Origin of the sequence: Lentisalinibacter orientalis, from assembly GCF_040706535.1 — a bacterium.
GTDB classification, from domain to species: Bacteria; Pseudomonadota; Gammaproteobacteria; order Steroidobacterales; family Woeseiaceae; genus Lentisalinibacter; species Lentisalinibacter orientalis.
Genome location: NZ_JAPDRJ010000003.1, coordinates 356798 through 372746 on the forward strand (window position 1 = coordinate 356798; position 15949 = coordinate 372746).

General features: G+C 66.5%; 20 protein-coding genes and 1 tRNA gene. 2 read left to right on the forward strand and 19 right to left on the reverse strand.

Going from position 1 to position 15949, the window contains the following annotated elements; translation table 11 throughout:
• The first annotated feature begins 11 nt into the window (after positions 1-11).
• Positions 12-680 (forward strand): tRNA (guanosine(18)-2'-O)-methyltransferase TrmH, encoded by a 669-nt coding sequence (trmH, locus tag ACJMK0_RS13220; RefSeq protein WP_405238880.1) that lies wholly within the window; start codon positions 12-14, stop codon positions 678-680.
• Here the strand turns inward: trmH and ACJMK0_RS13225 are convergent.
• From ACJMK0_RS13225 to ACJMK0_RS13295, 15 genes are all read right to left on the reverse strand, one after another.
• Entirely contained in the window at positions 644-1243 is a 600-nt protein-coding gene (locus ACJMK0_RS13225) for a phosphoglycerate mutase family protein (protein WP_405238881.1), read from the reverse strand. The two genes, trmH and ACJMK0_RS13225, sit on opposite strands and share 37 nt — an antisense overlap.
• A gap of 43 nt (positions 1244-1286) precedes the next feature.
• Positions 1287-1610, reverse strand: a complete 324-nt coding sequence (locus ACJMK0_RS13230) for a hypothetical protein (RefSeq protein ID WP_405238883.1) — start codon at positions 1608-1610, stop codon at positions 1287-1289.
• Positions 1607-2011, reverse strand: coding sequence for a hypothetical protein (locus ACJMK0_RS13235; protein WP_405238884.1), 405 nt, complete (start codon positions 2009-2011; stop codon positions 1607-1609). Before ACJMK0_RS13235 ends, ACJMK0_RS13230 begins: the two co-directional genes overlap by 4 nt.
• Before the next feature lie 666 nt (positions 2012-2677).
• On the reverse strand, positions 2678-2938 hold the full coding sequence (locus ACJMK0_RS13240) for a hypothetical protein (protein ID WP_405238885.1): 261 nt from the start codon (positions 2936-2938) through the stop codon (positions 2678-2680).
• A 205-nt stretch (positions 2939-3143) separates the two neighbouring features.
• Positions 3144-3584 (reverse strand): DUF5681 domain-containing protein, encoded by a 441-nt coding sequence (locus ACJMK0_RS13245; protein ID WP_405238886.1) that lies wholly within the window; start codon positions 3582-3584, stop codon positions 3144-3146.
• Between the two features lie 4 nt (positions 3585-3588).
• Positions 3589-4170: a hypothetical protein gene (locus tag ACJMK0_RS13250; RefSeq protein WP_405238887.1), complete on the reverse strand. Its 582-nt coding sequence runs from the start codon at positions 4168-4170 to the stop codon at positions 3589-3591.
• A complete protein-coding gene (locus tag ACJMK0_RS13255) occupies positions 4167-4625 on the reverse strand; it encodes a hypothetical protein (RefSeq protein WP_405238888.1) in 459 nt (152 codons plus the stop codon). The genes ACJMK0_RS13250 and ACJMK0_RS13255 overlap by 4 nt, the downstream gene beginning before the upstream one ends.
• A complete protein-coding gene (locus ACJMK0_RS13260; RefSeq protein ID WP_405238889.1) occupies positions 4625-5092 on the reverse strand; it encodes a GNAT family N-acetyltransferase in 468 nt (155 codons plus the stop codon). The genes ACJMK0_RS13255 and ACJMK0_RS13260 overlap by 1 nt, the downstream gene beginning before the upstream one ends.
• Positions 5089-5295: a hypothetical protein gene (locus ACJMK0_RS13265; RefSeq protein WP_405238890.1), complete on the reverse strand. Its 207-nt coding sequence runs from the start codon at positions 5293-5295 to the stop codon at positions 5089-5091. Before ACJMK0_RS13265 ends, ACJMK0_RS13260 begins: the two co-directional genes overlap by 4 nt.
• Before the next feature lie 4 nt (positions 5296-5299).
• The gene (locus tag ACJMK0_RS13270; RefSeq protein ID WP_405238891.1) at positions 5300-5689 is read right to left on the reverse strand and encodes a hypothetical protein; all 390 of its coding nucleotides are present in this window, start codon (positions 5687-5689) and stop codon (positions 5300-5302) included.
• The gene (locus ACJMK0_RS13275) at positions 5679-6314 is read right to left on the reverse strand and encodes a hypothetical protein (protein ID WP_405238892.1); all 636 of its coding nucleotides are present in this window, start codon (positions 6312-6314) and stop codon (positions 5679-5681) included. Before ACJMK0_RS13275 ends, ACJMK0_RS13270 begins: the two co-directional genes overlap by 11 nt.
• Positions 6315-6325: 11 nt before the next feature.
• Complete coding sequence (locus ACJMK0_RS13280; RefSeq protein ID WP_405238893.1) at positions 6326-7105, reverse strand: helix-turn-helix domain-containing protein; 780 nt, start codon at positions 7103-7105, stop codon at positions 6326-6328.
• 64 nt (positions 7106-7169) lie between these two features.
• Positions 7170-7376 (reverse strand): helix-turn-helix transcriptional regulator, encoded by a 207-nt coding sequence (locus tag ACJMK0_RS13285; RefSeq protein WP_405238894.1) that lies wholly within the window; start codon positions 7374-7376, stop codon positions 7170-7172.
• Between the two features lie 178 nt (positions 7377-7554).
• Complete coding sequence (locus tag ACJMK0_RS13290; protein ID WP_405238895.1) at positions 7555-8835, reverse strand: tyrosine-type recombinase/integrase; 1281 nt, start codon at positions 8833-8835, stop codon at positions 7555-7557.
• Positions 8836-8974: 139 nt separating this feature from the next.
• Positions 8975-9065, reverse strand: a tRNA-Ser gene (locus tag ACJMK0_RS13295).
• 101 nt (positions 9066-9166) lie between these two features.
• On the opposite strand from ACJMK0_RS13295, the gene ACJMK0_RS13300 reads away from it, so the two are divergent.
• The gene (locus ACJMK0_RS13300) at positions 9167-12013 is read left to right on the forward strand and encodes a mechanosensitive ion channel domain-containing protein (RefSeq protein WP_405238896.1); all 2847 of its coding nucleotides are present in this window, start codon (positions 9167-9169) and stop codon (positions 12011-12013) included.
• A gap of 45 nt (positions 12014-12058) precedes the next feature.
• Here ACJMK0_RS13300 and serS read toward each other — a convergent pair whose 3' ends face one another.
• The 4 genes from serS to lolA are packed head-to-tail and all read right to left on the reverse strand — an operon-like array spanning position 12059 to position 15947.
• Positions 12059-13333, reverse strand: coding sequence for a serine--tRNA ligase (gene serS, locus ACJMK0_RS13305; RefSeq protein WP_405238897.1), 1275 nt, complete (start codon positions 13331-13333; stop codon positions 12059-12061).
• A gap of 19 nt (positions 13334-13352) precedes the next feature.
• On the reverse strand, positions 13353-14711 hold the full coding sequence (locus tag ACJMK0_RS13310; protein ID WP_405238898.1) for a replication-associated recombination protein A: 1359 nt from the start codon (positions 14709-14711) through the stop codon (positions 13353-13355).
• The gene (locus ACJMK0_RS13315) at positions 14704-15105 is read right to left on the reverse strand and encodes a VanZ family protein (RefSeq protein WP_405238899.1); all 402 of its coding nucleotides are present in this window, start codon (positions 15103-15105) and stop codon (positions 14704-14706) included. The genes ACJMK0_RS13310 and ACJMK0_RS13315 overlap by 8 nt, the downstream gene beginning before the upstream one ends.
• Positions 15102-15947 carry an outer membrane lipoprotein chaperone LolA gene (lolA, locus tag ACJMK0_RS13320; RefSeq protein WP_405238900.1) on the reverse strand — a complete coding sequence of 282 codons (846 nt, stop codon included), beginning with the start codon at positions 15945-15947 and terminating at the stop codon, positions 15102-15104. The genes ACJMK0_RS13315 and lolA overlap by 4 nt, the downstream gene beginning before the upstream one ends.
• Between the last annotated feature and the right edge of the window lie 2 nt (positions 15948-15949).

The following is a 15949-nucleotide window of genomic DNA, read 5'->3' on the forward strand; positions in this document are numbered from 1 at the left end:
GGGAGTCGCGCATGACACCGGCCCGATATCGGAAGCTCCGCAGAGTCCTCGACCGGCGTCAGCCCGACCTCACCCTGCTCACCGAGAACGTCCACAAGTCCCACAACATCTCCGCCATCCTGCGCACCGCGGACGCCGTCGGTATCTACGAGGCCCATGCCATCTCCGAGGGCGGCGAGGTCCCGCGCCATCACATGGCCTCGGCGGGCTCGCGCAAATGGGTGGAGATCCGGCCACACCGTGACCTCGGCTCGGCGCTGCGGCATCTGCGCAGCGCCGGCCATCAGATCCTCGCCGCCCATTTCTCGGACACCGCGGTGGATTTCCGCGACATCGACTACACGGGGCCGACCGCAGTCCTGCTGGGCTCCGAGCTGTGGGGCGTCAGCCGCGAGGCGGCGGACTCGGCGGACCGGCACATCGTCATCCCGATGGAAGGCATGGTGGCCTCGCTGAACGTCTCGGTGGCCACCGCCCTGATCCTCTACGAGGCGCAACGGCAGCGGCAGGCGGCGGGCCTGTACGAGCAGCGCCGGCTGGATCCCGAGCTACATCGGCAGAAGCTGTTCGAGTGGTGCTATCCGGAAGTGGCCGACCAGCTGCGCCGGGAGGGGCGGCCCTACCCTGAGCTCGACGAGGAGGGTTATCTGCCGGCCGGCCCCGGCTCCGCCTCCGCCTGAGGCGGCGGCTCGCCGTACTTGAAGCGCAGGGTCTTGGTCTTGCCGAACCAGGGTATCGAGACCACGTAGAGATTGTCGTACTCGTTCTCGGCGATGGGCGGCACGTTCTTGCTGCCGCCGAGCTCGGCGATGAGCTGGGGGATGGTGTCGCTGTGAGCCACGACCAGGATGATCTTGCCCTTGTGCTCCCGCAGGATCTTCTCCAGCACGCCGACGATATCTCCGGCGTTGTAGAGCACGGGCGTGATCTCTAGCCTGTCGGCCAGCGGGCGCGCCGTCTGCTGGGTGCGCCGGTACTGGGTGGCGTAGATATGATCCACGCCGGCCACCACGTCGGCATCGCCGAGCACTCGCGCGAGCAGCCTCGCTCGCTGTTCGCCCTGCGCGCTCAGGCCCGGATCGCTGGCCGGCTCGGTCGCCTTCTCGGCATGGCGGACGAACAGGATGGTGGTGGTGGCCTGGGATTCGAAGAACCAGGCGAGTCCGACGGCGACGAGCACGAAGCCCGTCATCGAGATCAGGCGTTGGCGGAGACGACGGCGTTTCGAACTGCTGGCTGCCACGCGCGCAAGCTTACGCGGTTTTGCCTTGGCAGGCTACGGCGCCTCAGCGTCGCTCGCGGCGTCGTTCCTCGAGGTCCACGACCCGATATTCGCCTTCGATGACCCCGCTACGAGCCGTCGTGCCCTGCTCCCGTTTGCCGAGTTTGCGGCGCAGCCACCACAGCCGCAGCCCGACCACGCCGGCCAGCACGAACAACGAGACGAGGAACACGGCCAGCACGACCAGGCCGAGCAGCATGGCCGCGCCGAGCGCGAGAAAACCGAGCACGACGATGACGCCGTTCAGCAGCGGATTCGTCGTGGGGAACGTGAACGTGCGGGACGTGGCGCCGTAACCGCCCTGGTGACCCTGGTACCGGCGGCTCACTCCGCGCCCTCCTCCGTCTCGTCGATACGGCTGTAGAAACCCTCGAACCAGGGCTGCCAGGTCTCTCCGTCATCGGTCGACTGCTCGAAGTACTGACGCACGCGGCCGTCGGGCAGCGGCGTCCACAGGCCGCGGAACGCCACCGTCTGCTCGCGGCTGACGTAGTGCAGCGTGCCGGAGAGGGCCATGGCCCCGCCCTCGTCGAGACCACCGCGGATGGTGATCTGGGTGCCGCCGCTGCCGTTCCAGACCTGCACCCACTCGCCAGCGGCCGGGTCGTAGTAGTTCACGCTGATGCCGCTGCCGCCGCCTGCGCTGGTCCACTCCTCCAGCAGCGCGCAGCCATCGGCTCGCTTCGTGATCCGGTTGGTACCCGCGAGATCGCCCTTGGCCGTGCGCACCTCCCAGTTCCCGACCCAGAAATCGAACTGGGCGAACTCGGGGCGTTCGGTGCAGGGGCGGGGGCGTTCCTGTGTTTGCTGTTGTGCGTTGGCCGGCAGAAACATACCGGAAATCAGAGCAAGCAAGAGAACTGTCGCGGCGAATTTGGCCGTGGTGATCATAATGGGATGCGACTGGTTGGGGAGCCGATAGTTCAATGCAGTGAAGTCGGCGATGGCGGAGAGGGTGTCACTCTACCTGTCTCGTAACGTGCTGAAGGCATTGTGGTTTCTTGCGATCACAATTTCTGTCCTACACACTCACCTACATATCTTCTGTTGCTACCTGCCCTTTTGACCCCTGCTCCGACCGCCTTAGCCGCCTTGTCGCGGGCCTTGCCGGTTTCAACGGGTGGAATTTTTTCCACACCTTGACCCCCGCGAGACATCCGCTCCTTCGCCCGCTTGGCCTCGACCCCTCGCCCTGCCATCGCCATATCTGCCCGACTCGCAGAGAAACGCATCACCGTGCGGGGCAAGATTATGGGTCTAGAAAGCGCGATCTCCCCTTCACTGGTACCACCCTACCAGCGTCCCGCAGATCGGCACACACGCGCTCACAGAGGGGCTAGAAACGAAAACGGCGGAAGCCTGCATAGACTCCCGCCGCTTCGACCTGGGCAACTCTCAGGCTCGCGCCTTCATTCCCTCGGCCTCCATGACGCTCAGCAGTGCGAGCACGTCATCCAGTTCACGGCGCAGCAGATCGGCCAGCAGGATAGCCCTGTCGTCCGTCGCCTCCCCTACTACGTGTTCCAGCAGATCGTGCGCGAGTAGCCGGGAGCGATTCGCCCCAGGTATCAGCGCCTCGGCGCAGCGTGTCTGAGACTTCAGCCAGCCCGGTGCGGGCGCTCGGTGTGAGAACCGCGGTTCACAGTGTTCGGTCATTGCTTCGTCCTCCGTGGTTGCAGATCAGAGCCGCACGGCTCGCATCCACTCTCCCACGGATCGTGTTAAGCATGCTTTGAATCGCGAACAAAATTTCAGCCGGTGCCGGCAGGGTGTGAACAACTGTTCTCGGGCGGGGTGGGTACCATTGGTACCCTGCTGGCAGGTGGGTACAAATTGTACCCTGTCTACCGTGGTAGACAGCTCACCGCTTGCCGGGGACCAGCATCGGGTTTTTGCGGTGAATCGCCTCGATGGCCTCTTCCAGCCGGTGCAGGCGCGGCACCAGGTCGGCCAGTTCTTCGACTCGGGCCTGCTTCTCCACGTTCGCCAACATGACGGATGCGCTGTCTGCGTCGATCTCGCCGGCCAGCATGGCGTCCGTGATCCGCTCGGCTTTCTGAGCGGGTGTGGCCTTCGCGGGCAGTTCCAGGCGGATGAATGCCCCACCCTTGCTCGGACTCGGCAGCGTCTTGTCGAGGATGGCGCGGCCTGCCGATACGTCGCCCTCCTTCGCGGCCCGGAGCATGGCGGCGATCACGTCGGGCAGGTCTTTCTCCATCGCCTCGCGGAAGCGGATGCGGGAATCCTTGATGCCCTTCGGTCGGCCCTTCGGGTTGCCTGATTTGCCCTTCTGAAACGGCATGGGGTCATTGCTCCCGGCCTGATCCGATCAACGCTCCCGCCATGACGATCTCTTCGCCACGCTCCCGCCAGTACCGACCATCATCGTGCAGGTCTGCCAAGGGCAGCACAGCGCGCACAGTGCCCGTTACCGGGTCCAGCCGTGCGAAGCATCCATCGGCCACCCTGCCGTCCGTGTCCAGCAGTCCAGCGCGTCGGTACGCCTCGCGGGGGTGCGGCTTCGGCTCGCCGGTCCAGCCGATATAGCGCCGCCAGCCTCCCCGCATCCAGTCCTCGGGCACAAGCCCGGCCAGCTCGTCCGTCAGGTCCAGCCACCGATCCGGCGCGTGCTCGCGTGCATCGCTGATGAGGCCGGCAATCTCGGCGTACAGAATCCAGGGTTCGCCTTCCTGCAACTGCCCGGTGTGGCGCATCTGCGCCGACTGCACGGCCATGTCACGGACCACCATCGCCACCTCTTCGCCGGTCAGCGTCACCAGCTCGTCCGCCATCGGGGCCGGCGGCTCTTCGTCCGGCTTCGGGGGCGGCGGTGGCGGCTCGGCCAGATAGGTTTCGAGCCGGATCAGTTTGGCGTGTGTACGGCTCATCCGGTGCGTTCGTTCGTCGGCTGATTCTTCGGACCCAGCCCGAAGAAGTTGGAATCGTGAGTGATCCGCAAGGCACCGGCCAGCGATTGCAGACCGCTCGCCAAGTACTGGTAGGAGGCACTCTCACCCTGGATCTCGGCGGACTGCGCAGCGAAGGCACCAGCGCGCCGGGTGAAGGCCATCTGAGTCTCGAACTCTCGGATAGTCTCGGCCCGCAGCTCGTTCACTGAGCGGCTTGCCACGTCCACGTTGCCCGCTGCCGCGCCTGCCCGTTGAGCGCCGATAATCAGATCACGGTCCCGGCCCAGACGCCTGATCCGCTCTTCCGTGGCGAGCCTTTCCTGCTCTGCTGCCTTATCGCCCTGGCGGCGCGCATCGCTCGCGGCCTCTGCGGACGATATGGCTCCGTACAGGCCGGCAGCCGCGCCGACCCCTGCAATGACTGTAGCGACCATCAGAGCATCCTCCTGTACGTTGTTTCGCACCGCTCATAGTCGAGCGGCACACGATCACCGAATGAACTCAGGACAAGGTATTTGCAGCCCTTGCCCTTCGCCCAGCCCTCCATCGCAAACGCCAGCGCCGTGCCGATTCCCTGACCCCGGAAACGGGGTGCCACGAACCAGAACGCCTCTATGGCGTAGAACGTCGAGTAGTCGAACCAGACGTGCTGCATGACTGCGCCGGCAGCACCAACCGCCTCGCCATCCAGCTCCGCCACGAATGCCACACGGTCGGGGAACTTCTCATCCATGCAATGCCCGAGCGTGTCACCGACCGAGCGCGGATTGTACGGCTCATCGGAGAACGGCGACTCCTGATGAAACGTACGAAAGAGGCGCAGCAGGTGCGGAACGTCCGCCTCTTCGACCGTGCGGACCTGTACGGGTGCAGTCGTCCGCGCCTCTGCCGCCGCGCTCACGGCTGACCGTCCGCGATGGCTTCGTCCACCAGCTCAAGCCGGCGAGCGTTCGTCAGCTCCGTAGCCAGCGCACTGATCCACGGAAGAATCTGCTGCAAGCGGGCCGCTGCCTGCACGTTGCCATGCCGGGCCTGCTCTGCCAGTACCTCGCGCTCGGCCGTCAGCTCACTGTGCCGTGCATTGATCTCTGCTGCTGTTGCCATGTCGTCATTCCTCTGTCGTGATTGATGCGGGGTTCGTGTTCATCGCCACGCCGGGGCGCTCGGGTGCGCGGCCCTTGCCCTCGGCAGCGACCAGGTCGGCGACTTCGGCCATTACCTTGTCGCGCTCCCAGGGCCACAGATCGCCGGCATTCCAGTAAGCGTGATCGGGGTCCGCGAAGATGGCGTCCAGCTTCTCCGTCGCCTCTTCCGGGCCGATCTTCGGCGCACTCTCTTCGGGCTTGCCCTCCGCGATGCGCTGAAGCTCGAGCACTTCGTCCAGGGCCCCGCGTCGGCGCTTCGGGTCCCAATGACCGTGATACGGATGGCTGTCGTCATCCATGATTTCGTGCAGACGCTCCCGCGCCTGCTCCGGTGTCAGTTTCTTACGCGGCATTGTCGAACCCTCCCGACTTGGCCGTGGCGCTGTCGCACCGTTCGGTTTCCAGTTGCGTGAATGCTGCCGCACCGTGCGCCCCTCGGCCTATTGCGCCGGGGCCTCGGTTGGCGCGGTCGATCTCTTCGACCCGGAAGAGCCGGTCCACGATCTCCCCGGCAAGGCACAGCACGCCCTCTCGCAGATGCGCGGTGCCGTACCACGTACCGGACAGGCGCAGCTCGTCGGACGTGTCGATTGCCACGATTCGGTCGATAGCCTGCCGGCACTCCCGCGCCGCCTGTGCGGCCCTCTCGACCATCTGACGGCGCTCGGCTATCAGATCCTCGATCCGCTGGCGCTCGGCCTGGCGCTCGCTTTCCTCGGCCTGCTGGCGGGCATCCGAGAGTTCATCGCGCAGCCGGCCCACCTCGGCGATGTTCTCGTCCAGGCGGACTTCGGCGGCGCGGGCCGCAAGCGTGGCCTTGTCCACGTCGCGTTTGTTCGCCTTGCCCTCGGAGTAGGCCAGCAGCAGCCGGTTCTCTTCGGTGCGTGCCGCCTCTCGGGCCTCGCGCAGCTCGTAACCGCGCTCGGTGAGTTCTTCGACTTGCCGCTCAAGGGCGGCGACTGATTTCTGTTTCGGCATGATGCTGTCCTCTAGCCCCAGACTATGCGGGCCTCTCGCTCGTTGACCTCGGCAGCCTGCGCCGTGGCTTTGTGATCCTTGTCGGACAGCCACAGGTTGACGTGCCGCTTGATCCCGTTCCGGGTCTTGCGCTTCGCTTCGTTCGATTCGTTCCATGATGCGCAGCGGGCCAGCTCGGCAACCACGTCGATATTCCTGTACGCCTTGCGCCATACCGACAGCAGGTGCGCATCCGGTGACCACTGCGTACCGTCCTTCAGTGGAATGACGATATCGGTCCCTTCGTCTGCTGCCTCTTCTTCAGCTTCTATATTTACTTCTTTTCTTATGTGTATCCCGTGGGATACCACCCCGGTATCTGGTGGGATACCACCCCCGGTATCTGGTGGGATACCACGCCCCTCTTCGGTGGTATCTGGTGGGATACCGTTCGGTATCTGGTGGGATACATCCTCGGGGCCATCGACGTAGAGCACGCGATAGGTATTCCGCCCGGCGACCTCTTCGGTTGCCAGATATCCGAAGTCGATCAGCTCGTGGATCGTCCGGGTGACCAGGGGGCGCGTCGTGGCCGACCACTCCGCGATGCGGCTATGGCTAGCGAAACAGTGATGCCCGTTCTTGCCGAACTGGTCCGCATTGGCGATTGCCGCCAGCACTCGCCAGTGCGTCAGCTTGAGGCGCTTGTCCTGAATCGCTCGCATCGGTATCGCTGCGAAGAATGACTCCGTGCGCCGTGAGTCAATCGGGGTCACGGTCGCACGCTGAGGGTTTTTCGGTATACTGCCCATGCTTCCTCCACCATCTGAAGCAATCCAAGCGCCGCCGGCCCCTCACAACCGGCGGCGCTTTTGTTTATGCGGCCTGAGACTGCTGCCCGCTGCTGTCGCGCTGCTGGATCAGGCTTTCGATGTAGGCGTCCACCTCGGACTCGACCCAGCCGGATGCACGCGGCCCCAGCTTCACCGGCTTGGGGAATCGGCCCTCGGCAATGGCTTCGTAGAGCGCGCTGTGGCTGTGGCCGGTGCGCTTCAGCACCTCGGGCTTGCGGAGAATCCTCATCGTCGTCACCTCTCGACCTATCCGTGATTGTTTACGGCGGGTTGCCTTAGTTCGGGATCAACCGTAGCCGTTTTCTAATAGATGGTCAGCGGGTAATAACGCGGGTTTCTCCGTGAAATAGACAGGGCCATGAGCGCACACAGACGTGCGCGCTGCGGGGGATCGTGGCGCGGGTGGACTACTTGGCTTTCGAGCGCAGCCGCGTGACCTTCGCCGTTGCCGGCTTGCTGGTGTAGTTGCACCAGTCCGTCATCAGCAGGGTGCGCTTCTTCAGCAGTTGGCCGCGTCGGTATGCCTGCTCCGTGGCGTTCGGGATCGTGTGCGCCAGGGCTTGCTCGGCAACCGCGTGGGGGTAGTCGGTCGCCTCTGCGCACCAGTCGCGGAAGCTGGACCGGAATCCATGCACGGTCACGTCATCCCGGCCCATGCGGCGCAGTACCTTCGTCATGGTCATGTTGCTGAGGGGCTTGTCAGGATCGCGGCCCTTGAACAGATACCCGGTGTCACCGTGGGCCTTCATGCCTTCCAGCACGGCCACAGCGGCATCGCAGAGCGGTACCTGATGCTCCTTGCCGGCCTTCATGCGCTCGGCGGGCACCGTCCACAGCTTCGCCTTCAGGTCGATTTCATCCCACGTCGCGCCGATCACCTCGGACGTGCGAGCGGCGGTCAGCACCGTGAACTCAAGAGCGCGGGCGGCGATGCCTTCGACCTCCCGTAGAGCCTGCATGAACGCCGGCACCTCGGCGTAGGGCATGGCCGGGTGGTGGCGTACCCGCTTCACCCTGGACGCAGCCGGCAGCAGCTTCTTCAGCTTCCCTTGCCAGCGGGCGGGGTTCTCACCGTCGCGCAGCTCTAGGGCGGCAGCGTAGTCCAGCACGGCCTCGATGCGAGCGCGGACCCTTGTGGCTGTCTCCGTCTTGGTAGACCAGATGGGCCGCAGCACTTCCAGCACCGATACCGTGTCCACGTCCTGCACGTCCGTGTCACCGATCACCGGGTAGGCATAGGTGTCGAGCGTATTGCTCCACTGCTTCGCGTGCTTGTCCGAAGTCCAGCCGGCCCGGTTCGACTCGATGTAGGCCACTGCGATCTCGCGGAAGGTATTGTCTGCCGCGACCCGACCGCGACGGCGGCGTAACTCCGTCAGAGGATCTAGCCCTTCTCGCTTCCACTGGCGAAGCTCCTTCGCCGCCTCTCGGGCTTTGGCAAGGGTCACATCGCGCACGGGACCGAGACCCACCCACACGTCCTTGTAGCCGCTCTTCGCTGACGCTTTAGGCACCTTGTAACGGTACAGCCAAGATTTCACGACAGGCGGCATCTTGCGGCCATCACCTGCCTCTGCCGCGGACCGTTTGACTTGCAGATACAGCCCACCTCCATCCGCGTAAATGCCGGGCTTGTTCTTTGCCTCCACACCCTTAGCCGAAAAGGGCTTCGCTGCCTTACCTGCCATTATTCCACCTACATATTCACCTACCCTTACAAAGCAGATTGTAGCGGACATTACCGGACGGATATAGACCTCAGATGTGCGGATTACCCTTATTTTGTAGGGTTTCGTGGACGTACTCGGATGGCCGAAAATAAGGTAGTGGCGGAGAGGGTGGGATTCGAACCCACGAAGGGCTACTAACCCTTGCCGGTTTTCAAGACCGGTGCATTCAACCGCTCTGCCACCTCTCCGGTGCGTGGCATTGTGGCGCCGCGCCGACGGCGTTTCAACTGCGCGCAACCCTTTGGTTATACTGGCCGCATCTTGCCGCGCCGGGGACACCGCTCGAATCATGAAGGCTGAACGCCGCGCCCGACTCCGATGGCCAGCCTTCCTCGGTCTCGTGTTCTGCGCACTCGCGACGGCAGGCACGGGCGCCCTGGCGCAGACGGGAGAGGCCTTTTCCCCGCCCGCCGCTCTGGAACGTCTGCAGTATCTCGCCGGACGGCTCGAGGCCGGCGAGCGCGACAAGGAACTGCTCCGGGAGGCACAGCGGGAAGCCGAGGCGCTCGGCGAGCGCGGCCGGGCCTGTGTCCGCAAGACGTCGCCGGAGGTCGAACGCCTCACCGAACAGAACAAGATACTGGAAGACGTCGATCCCACCATCGACACCTCGCTCTGGGATCAGCGGGTGCGCATCCGTAACGAACTCACGAATGCGCAGGCGCGTCTTTCGACCTGTCGCGAGATCGTCAATCAGGCCTCGGATCTGAGCGATCTGGTGGCCGAGATTCAGGCGGAGATCTCGGCGGCGTTCCTGTGGGAGCGCCGCAGCACCATCATCGGGCTGATCCGCGCCATACCGCAGACCGTGCAGGACTGGCCGTCGCGTCTGCGCCAGACCGCCAAACTGGACCTGCAGCCCGGTGTGACCGAGGCCGGCCTGCTCTGGCTGCTGCTGGCCGCCGCGGTCGTCTCGGCCGCTGCGGGGCTATTCATCCGGCACCGGTTCATGCGCTGGTTCCGGGCGGTCACGGAGATCGACGATACGCCGCGGCTGAAATACCTGTTCCCGAAACCGCTGGCGAACTATGCACCGCTGCTGCTGGAGGGTGCCGCTCTCACGTCGGTGCTGTTCCTGACCATCCGCGGGGCGGACTTCGACCTGGCGGCCATGCGGCTCGCTGGCGCCCTCTTCCTGTTCGGCGTCGGCGCGGTGATCATCGACTGGGCGACCGGCCCGCTATCACCGTCGGCCAAAGTCCCCGGTCTGATACCCGATCACGTGCAGCCGCTCCGGCTGCGCATGCGAGTGCTGCTGGTCGGACTGGTGTCGAGCTACGTCGTGCTCGGCCCCGGCTGGCTGGGGCCCCGCGCCACGGTCGGCGACAACCTGCTGCACGTGCTCCTGCTGCTGGCCGTGGCGCTGTCGCTGCTGTCGGTGCTGATCTATATCCGCCGCATCCCGGGCCTGCAGGGGCGCTTCCGCTTCCTCCGCTTCGCCGGCATCACCGCCGTACTGGCCGCCGTGGGCGCCGCCGCGCTCGGCTATCACAATCTGTCGAGCTTCATGATCCACGGCCTGGTGCGCACGGCGCTGGCCCTGTTCGCGTTGTGGATACTGCTCTGGCTCGTATTCCGTGCATTCGAGGGCCTGGTCGAGGGCGAGGCACCGCTGGCCCAGCGTGTGCGCGATCTGCTCGGCGCGGCCGAGCGCGAATCGCGCACCAGCTTCGGCTTCATCCAGCTGGTGATCGATCTGTTCCTCTGGATCAGCTTCATCGTCTACGTCATCTACGTCTGGGACAGCTCGGGCAACACGCTGGACCGGCTGGAGTACCGCATCTTCGAGGGCTGGGAGATCGGCCAGCTGGAGCTGGTGCCCTCGGAGATCGTCAAGGGTCTCCTGATCCTCACCGCACTCATCGTCGTGACTGGCTGGATAAAGCGCTGGATCGACCGGCGCTGGCTGCGGCACATGGCGCTCGACCGGGGCGCGCGGGATGCGCTGGTGACCCTGTTCGGATACGTCGGCGTGGTCATCGCGATACTGATCGGACTGAACGTCGCGGGCATCGACCTGACCGGCCTCGCCTGGTTCGTCACGGCGCTCGGCCTCGGTATCGGTTTCGGTCTGCAGGCCATCGCCAGTAACTTCGTCTCCGGGCTGATCCTGCTGTTCGAGCGTCCGATCAAGGCGGGCGACTTCGTCACCGTCGGCGGCACCGAGGGCTTCGTGCGCCGGGTGCGCATCCGCGCCACGGACATCGAGACGCTCGACAACCAGAACGTGCTGGTGCCCAACTCGGAGCTGGTCTCGGGCCGGGTGACCAACTGGGTGTTCCGCAATCCCCAGGGGCGGCTGCGCATCGAGGTGGGCGTGGCCTACGGCTCCGACATCGAAAAGGTGCGCGACATCCTCGAGACCATCGCCAGGGAACACCCCGAGGTCATCACGGACGGGCGCGCGCCGGCGCCGCGGGCGCTGTTCATGGCCTTCGGCGAGAGCTCGCTGAACTTCGAGCTGCGCGTGCGCATCAAGCGCATCGAGCGCCGTTTCACGGTGATCAGCGACATCAACTTCGGCGTCGACAAGGCGTTCCGCGAGGCCGGCATCACCATCCCCTTCCCGCAGCGCGACCTGCACCTCATCTCCCTGCCGGAGCAGGCGAAGATGGACGCCGCCGCAGAGGCACGGCGTGAGCACGAAGCGGAGCCCGCGCCGGCGAAACCACAGACGACGCCGCCGGTGCACCCGGAGGAGATGACCCGCAGCCACACTCACGAGATCCGTCTCACGAACCGGCTGGAGACGGTCTGGAGCACCGTCACCGACGAGAAATGGCTGGTGCGCTGGTACGCACGGGATGCGGCGGTGGAGCCGCACATCGGCGGCAGCTACCGGGTGGAATTCGAGGACGACTCCGTGCTCGAGGGCCGCATCGATATATTCATGCCGCCGCGCCGCATGCGCGTGGTGATGGTGCCGCCTGAGGGCGACGAGCACCTGCCCACCGGCCCGATCACCGAGGAATACATCATCCGCGAGGCCGACGAGGCCGTGGTGCTGACGATCAAGGTGGCCGGCATCCCGGCGACGGAAGACTGGGAGGAGTACTACCGCGGCTCCGAGGAGCGCTGGGAACAGGCGCTGGCCGAGCTGCAGAAGGTGCTGAAGAACCGGGCCACGGCCCGCTGAACCGTCAGGCGAGCAGGCGCGCCGGGTTCCGGCGCCGCAGGCTCGTCAGGCAATAATCTCCCGGCCGCCCATGTAGGGCCGCAATGCCTCCGGCACGTCCACGCTGCCGTCTTCCTGCTGGTAGTTCTCCAGCACGGCGATCAATGCCCTGCCCGCCGCCACGCCGGAGCCGTTCAGAGTGTGCAGCGGTTCCGGCTTGCCCGTCTCCGGATTGCGCCAGCGGGCCTGCATGCGGCGCGCCTGGAAGTCCGTGCAGTTGGAGCAGGAGGAGATCTCGCGGTAGCGGCTCTGGCCCGGCAGCCACACCTCGATGTCGTAGGTTTTGGCCGCGGAGAAGCCGGTGTCACCCGCCGACAGGGCCACCACCCGGTAGGGCAGCTCCAGGCGCTGCAGGATCTTCTCGGCATTGCCCACGAGCTCCTCCAGCGCGTCCCAGGACTGGTCCGGCGGCACGATGTGCACGAGCTCCACCTTCTCGAACTGGTGCTGGCGGATCATGCCGCGGGTGTCCTTGCCGTGGGAGCCGGCCTCCGAGCGGAAACACGGCGTGTGCGCGGCCATCTTCAGCGGCAGCTCGTCGGCCTCCAGTATGCGTTCGCGCACCAGGTTGGTGACCGGCACCTCGGCCGTGGGGATCAGATAGAAATCCCGCTCGTCCTCGATGTGGAACAGGTCCTCACCGAACTTGGGCAGCTGGCCGGTGCCGAGCAGTGCCTCGCCGCGCACGATGTAGGGCACGTAGACCTCGCGGTAGGCGTGCTCGCCGGTGTGCACGTCCAGCATGAACTGGATCAGCGCCCGGTGCAGCCGCGCGATGCCGCCGGACATCACCGCGAAGCGTGCGCCGGATACCCGGCTGGCCGCCTCGAAGTCGAGCTGTCCGTCGGCCTCGCCGATGGCAACGTGGTCCCGCGGCTCGAACGAGAACTCACGCGGCTCGCCCCAGCGGCGGATCTCCACGTTGTCGTCCTCGGTGTCGCCGTCCGGCACGGAATCGTCCAGCAAGTTCGGCAGGCCGAGCTGCAGTGCCTCCAGCTCTCCCCGCACGCGCTCGAGTTCCTTCTCCGCCGCGTCGAGACGGTCGCCGAGATCCTGCACGGCGTCCAGCAGCGGCTGGATGTCCTCGCCCTTCGCCTTCGCCTGGCCGATGGACTTGGCGCTGCGGTTGCGCTCCTGGCGCAGCTCGTCCGTCTCCACCTGCAGGCGTTTGCGTTCCTCGTCGGCCTGCAGGAAGGCTTCAGCGTCGAACCGGAATCCGCGCCGGGCCAGATTGGCCGCGACGGCTTTCGCCTCGTTTCTGAGTCTCTTCGGGTCGATCATGGCTGCGGCTCGTTGCGGGCTATTCGTCGTTGGTCGTCTTGCGAGGCGGCGCTCGGTCCTGGCCGGCTTCCCGGTCCCGGCGGCGAAGCTCTTCCAGCTTCTCGCCGATGCGCTGCTCGAGGCCGCGGGGCACGGGATGATAATACTTTCGCCGCGGCATTTCCTCGGGGAAGTAGTCCACGCCCGGCGCATAGCCGTCCGGCTCGTCGTGGGGATAGCGGTAGGCCTTGCCGTAGTCCAGTTCCTTCATCAACCGCGTGGGCGCGTTGCGCAGATGCAGGGGCACCTCCAGCGAGCCGTAGCGCTCCACGTCGGCCTGCGCCGCCTTCATGGCGGTGTAGACCGCGTTGCTCTTGGCCGCGCAAGCCATGAATACCACCGCCTGCGCGATGGCGAGTTCTCCCTCGGGGCTGCCGAGCCGTTCCTGGGCCTCCCAGGCGTCCAGCGCCGTGCGCAGCGCCCGCGGATCGGCACAGCCGATGTCCTCGTTCGCCATCCGCACCACCCGGCGCGCGATGTAGAGCGGGTCACAGCCGCCGTCCAGCATGCGCACCAGCCAGTACAGGGCGGCGTCCGGGTCCGAGCCCCGCACGGCCTTGTGCAGGGCCGAGATCTGGTCGTAGAAGGCCTCGCCGCCCTTGTCGAAGCGCCGGCGTCCGCCCGCGATGACCTCGGCGACCACGCCGTCCGTGACGCTGCCCTCCTCGCCCGCGAGGTCGGCGCAGAGCTCGAGCAGGTTCAGTGCCCGGCGCGCGTCGCCGTCCGCCGCTTCGGCCAGCGTCTGCAATTGCTCCGGCGTGAGCAGTACCCGCCCGGCCAGGCCCCGCTCCTCGTCCGCCAGGGCCCGCTCCAGGATGCGCACCAGCGCCGCCCGGTCCAGCGGCCGCAGCACGTAGACCCGGGCCCGGGACAGCAGCGCGTTGTTCAGCTCGAAGGACGGGTTCTCGGTGGTCGCGCCGATGAAGGTCAGCGTGCCGTCCTCCACAAACGGCAGGAAGGCGTCCTGCTGCGCCTTGTTGAAGCGGTGCACCTCGTCCAGGAACAGCACCGTCGCCTCGTCGAAGTCTTCCCGCGCCTTGCGGGCCTCCTCGACGGCGGCGCGGATGTCCTTGACCCCCGCCATCACCGCCGAAAGCGCAATGAACCGGGCCTCCCCCTGCCGCGCCACCATCCGCGCCAGCGTGGTCTTGCCGCTGCCCGGCGGACCCCACAGCACCATGGAATGGATGCGCCCCTCGGCCACGGCCCGGGGCAGCGGGCTGTCGGGGCCGAGCAGATGCTCCTGGCCCGCGAACTCGGCCAGTTCCGCCGGCCGCATGCGGTCGGCCAGCGGGCGGCTGTCGCCGCGACGGCTGCGTTCGCCGGCAGGCTCAGGCATGGCGGCCTCCCGGCAGCAGGGATTCCAGCCGGCGGCACCAGGCACCGGCGCCGGCGGCGGCCACCGCCAGGCCGACGGCGATGCCCGCAGCGTTGGCGGCCATGTCGGCCAGGTCCGCCTGGCGATAGCCGGTGCGGCCCTGGGCGAACTCGATGGCCGCGCCCAGCAGGAGCAGCCCCACGGCCACCAGCGGCCAGTGGCGGCGCTCGTGTACGCCGCAGAACCACAGGGTGAGGGTCAGGTAGGCGCCCGCATGCAGCCACTTGTCGAAATGGTCCGGCGCCTCCGCGAGCTCGGGCCAGGGGATGAGCGAATTTACGGTCAGCGCGACGACGAGCGCGTAGCCCGCCGCCTGCCACCAGCGACGGTAGCGAAGCGCGGCCACCGTGTTCACCCGCTGCCTGTCGCCGTCGGTGTGGCCGCGGATGACTCCCCGACGCCGATGACGTCCACCCCCGGCGGCGGCTCGAACGTGAACAGCGCGGCGTCCAGGGAATCGTTCGTGACCAGCTCGGTGAATTCGATGCGGGTGACCTGGCCCAGTGCGTCGGTGAGTTCCATCATCTCCAGCTCGCCGCCCGCAAACGACAGGCTCACGGCGCGGAAGTCCGATTCCGGCGCCACCGGCTCCAGCCGCAGCCAGTCACGGCCGTCCCGGCTGTAGGAACCGAGATAACGGAACGCCTCCAGGGCGGCGGCATCCCCGCCCAGCAGCATCGCCGGCGACTGGCTCAGCGAATCCGTCTGCTCGCGCACCGTGACCTGCTCGAAATCCGCGTCGTAGAGCCAGATCTTGTCGCCGTTGGCGACGATCAGCTGCTCGTACGGCTCGGTATACTCCCAGCGGAAGCGGCCCGGCTTCAGGATGGCGAATTCGCCGGCCGAGCGCTCCACCGCCTCCCCGCGGGTATCGAACAGCACCTGCCGGAATTCCCCGCGGATGGTATCGATGTCCGCGAAGAACTGGCGCAACTGCGCCGGCACCCGCGTCTCGTCGCGCAGGTCTTCGCGCCCGGCGGCGCCCGGATCGGCCTGGTCGGCCTGATCGATCTGTCCGGCCTGATCGGCCTGATCGGTCTGCCCGGCCTGATCGGCCTGATCGGTCTGCCCGGCCTGATCGGCCGGTGCCGCCGCCGGGTCCGCATCGCCCGACTGCGCCTGCAGCGGGGCCGCAGCCGGCAGCGCCGCCAGCAGGGCGGCCGCCACGGCCGTGATCAGTGCTACCCGGATTCTCATCG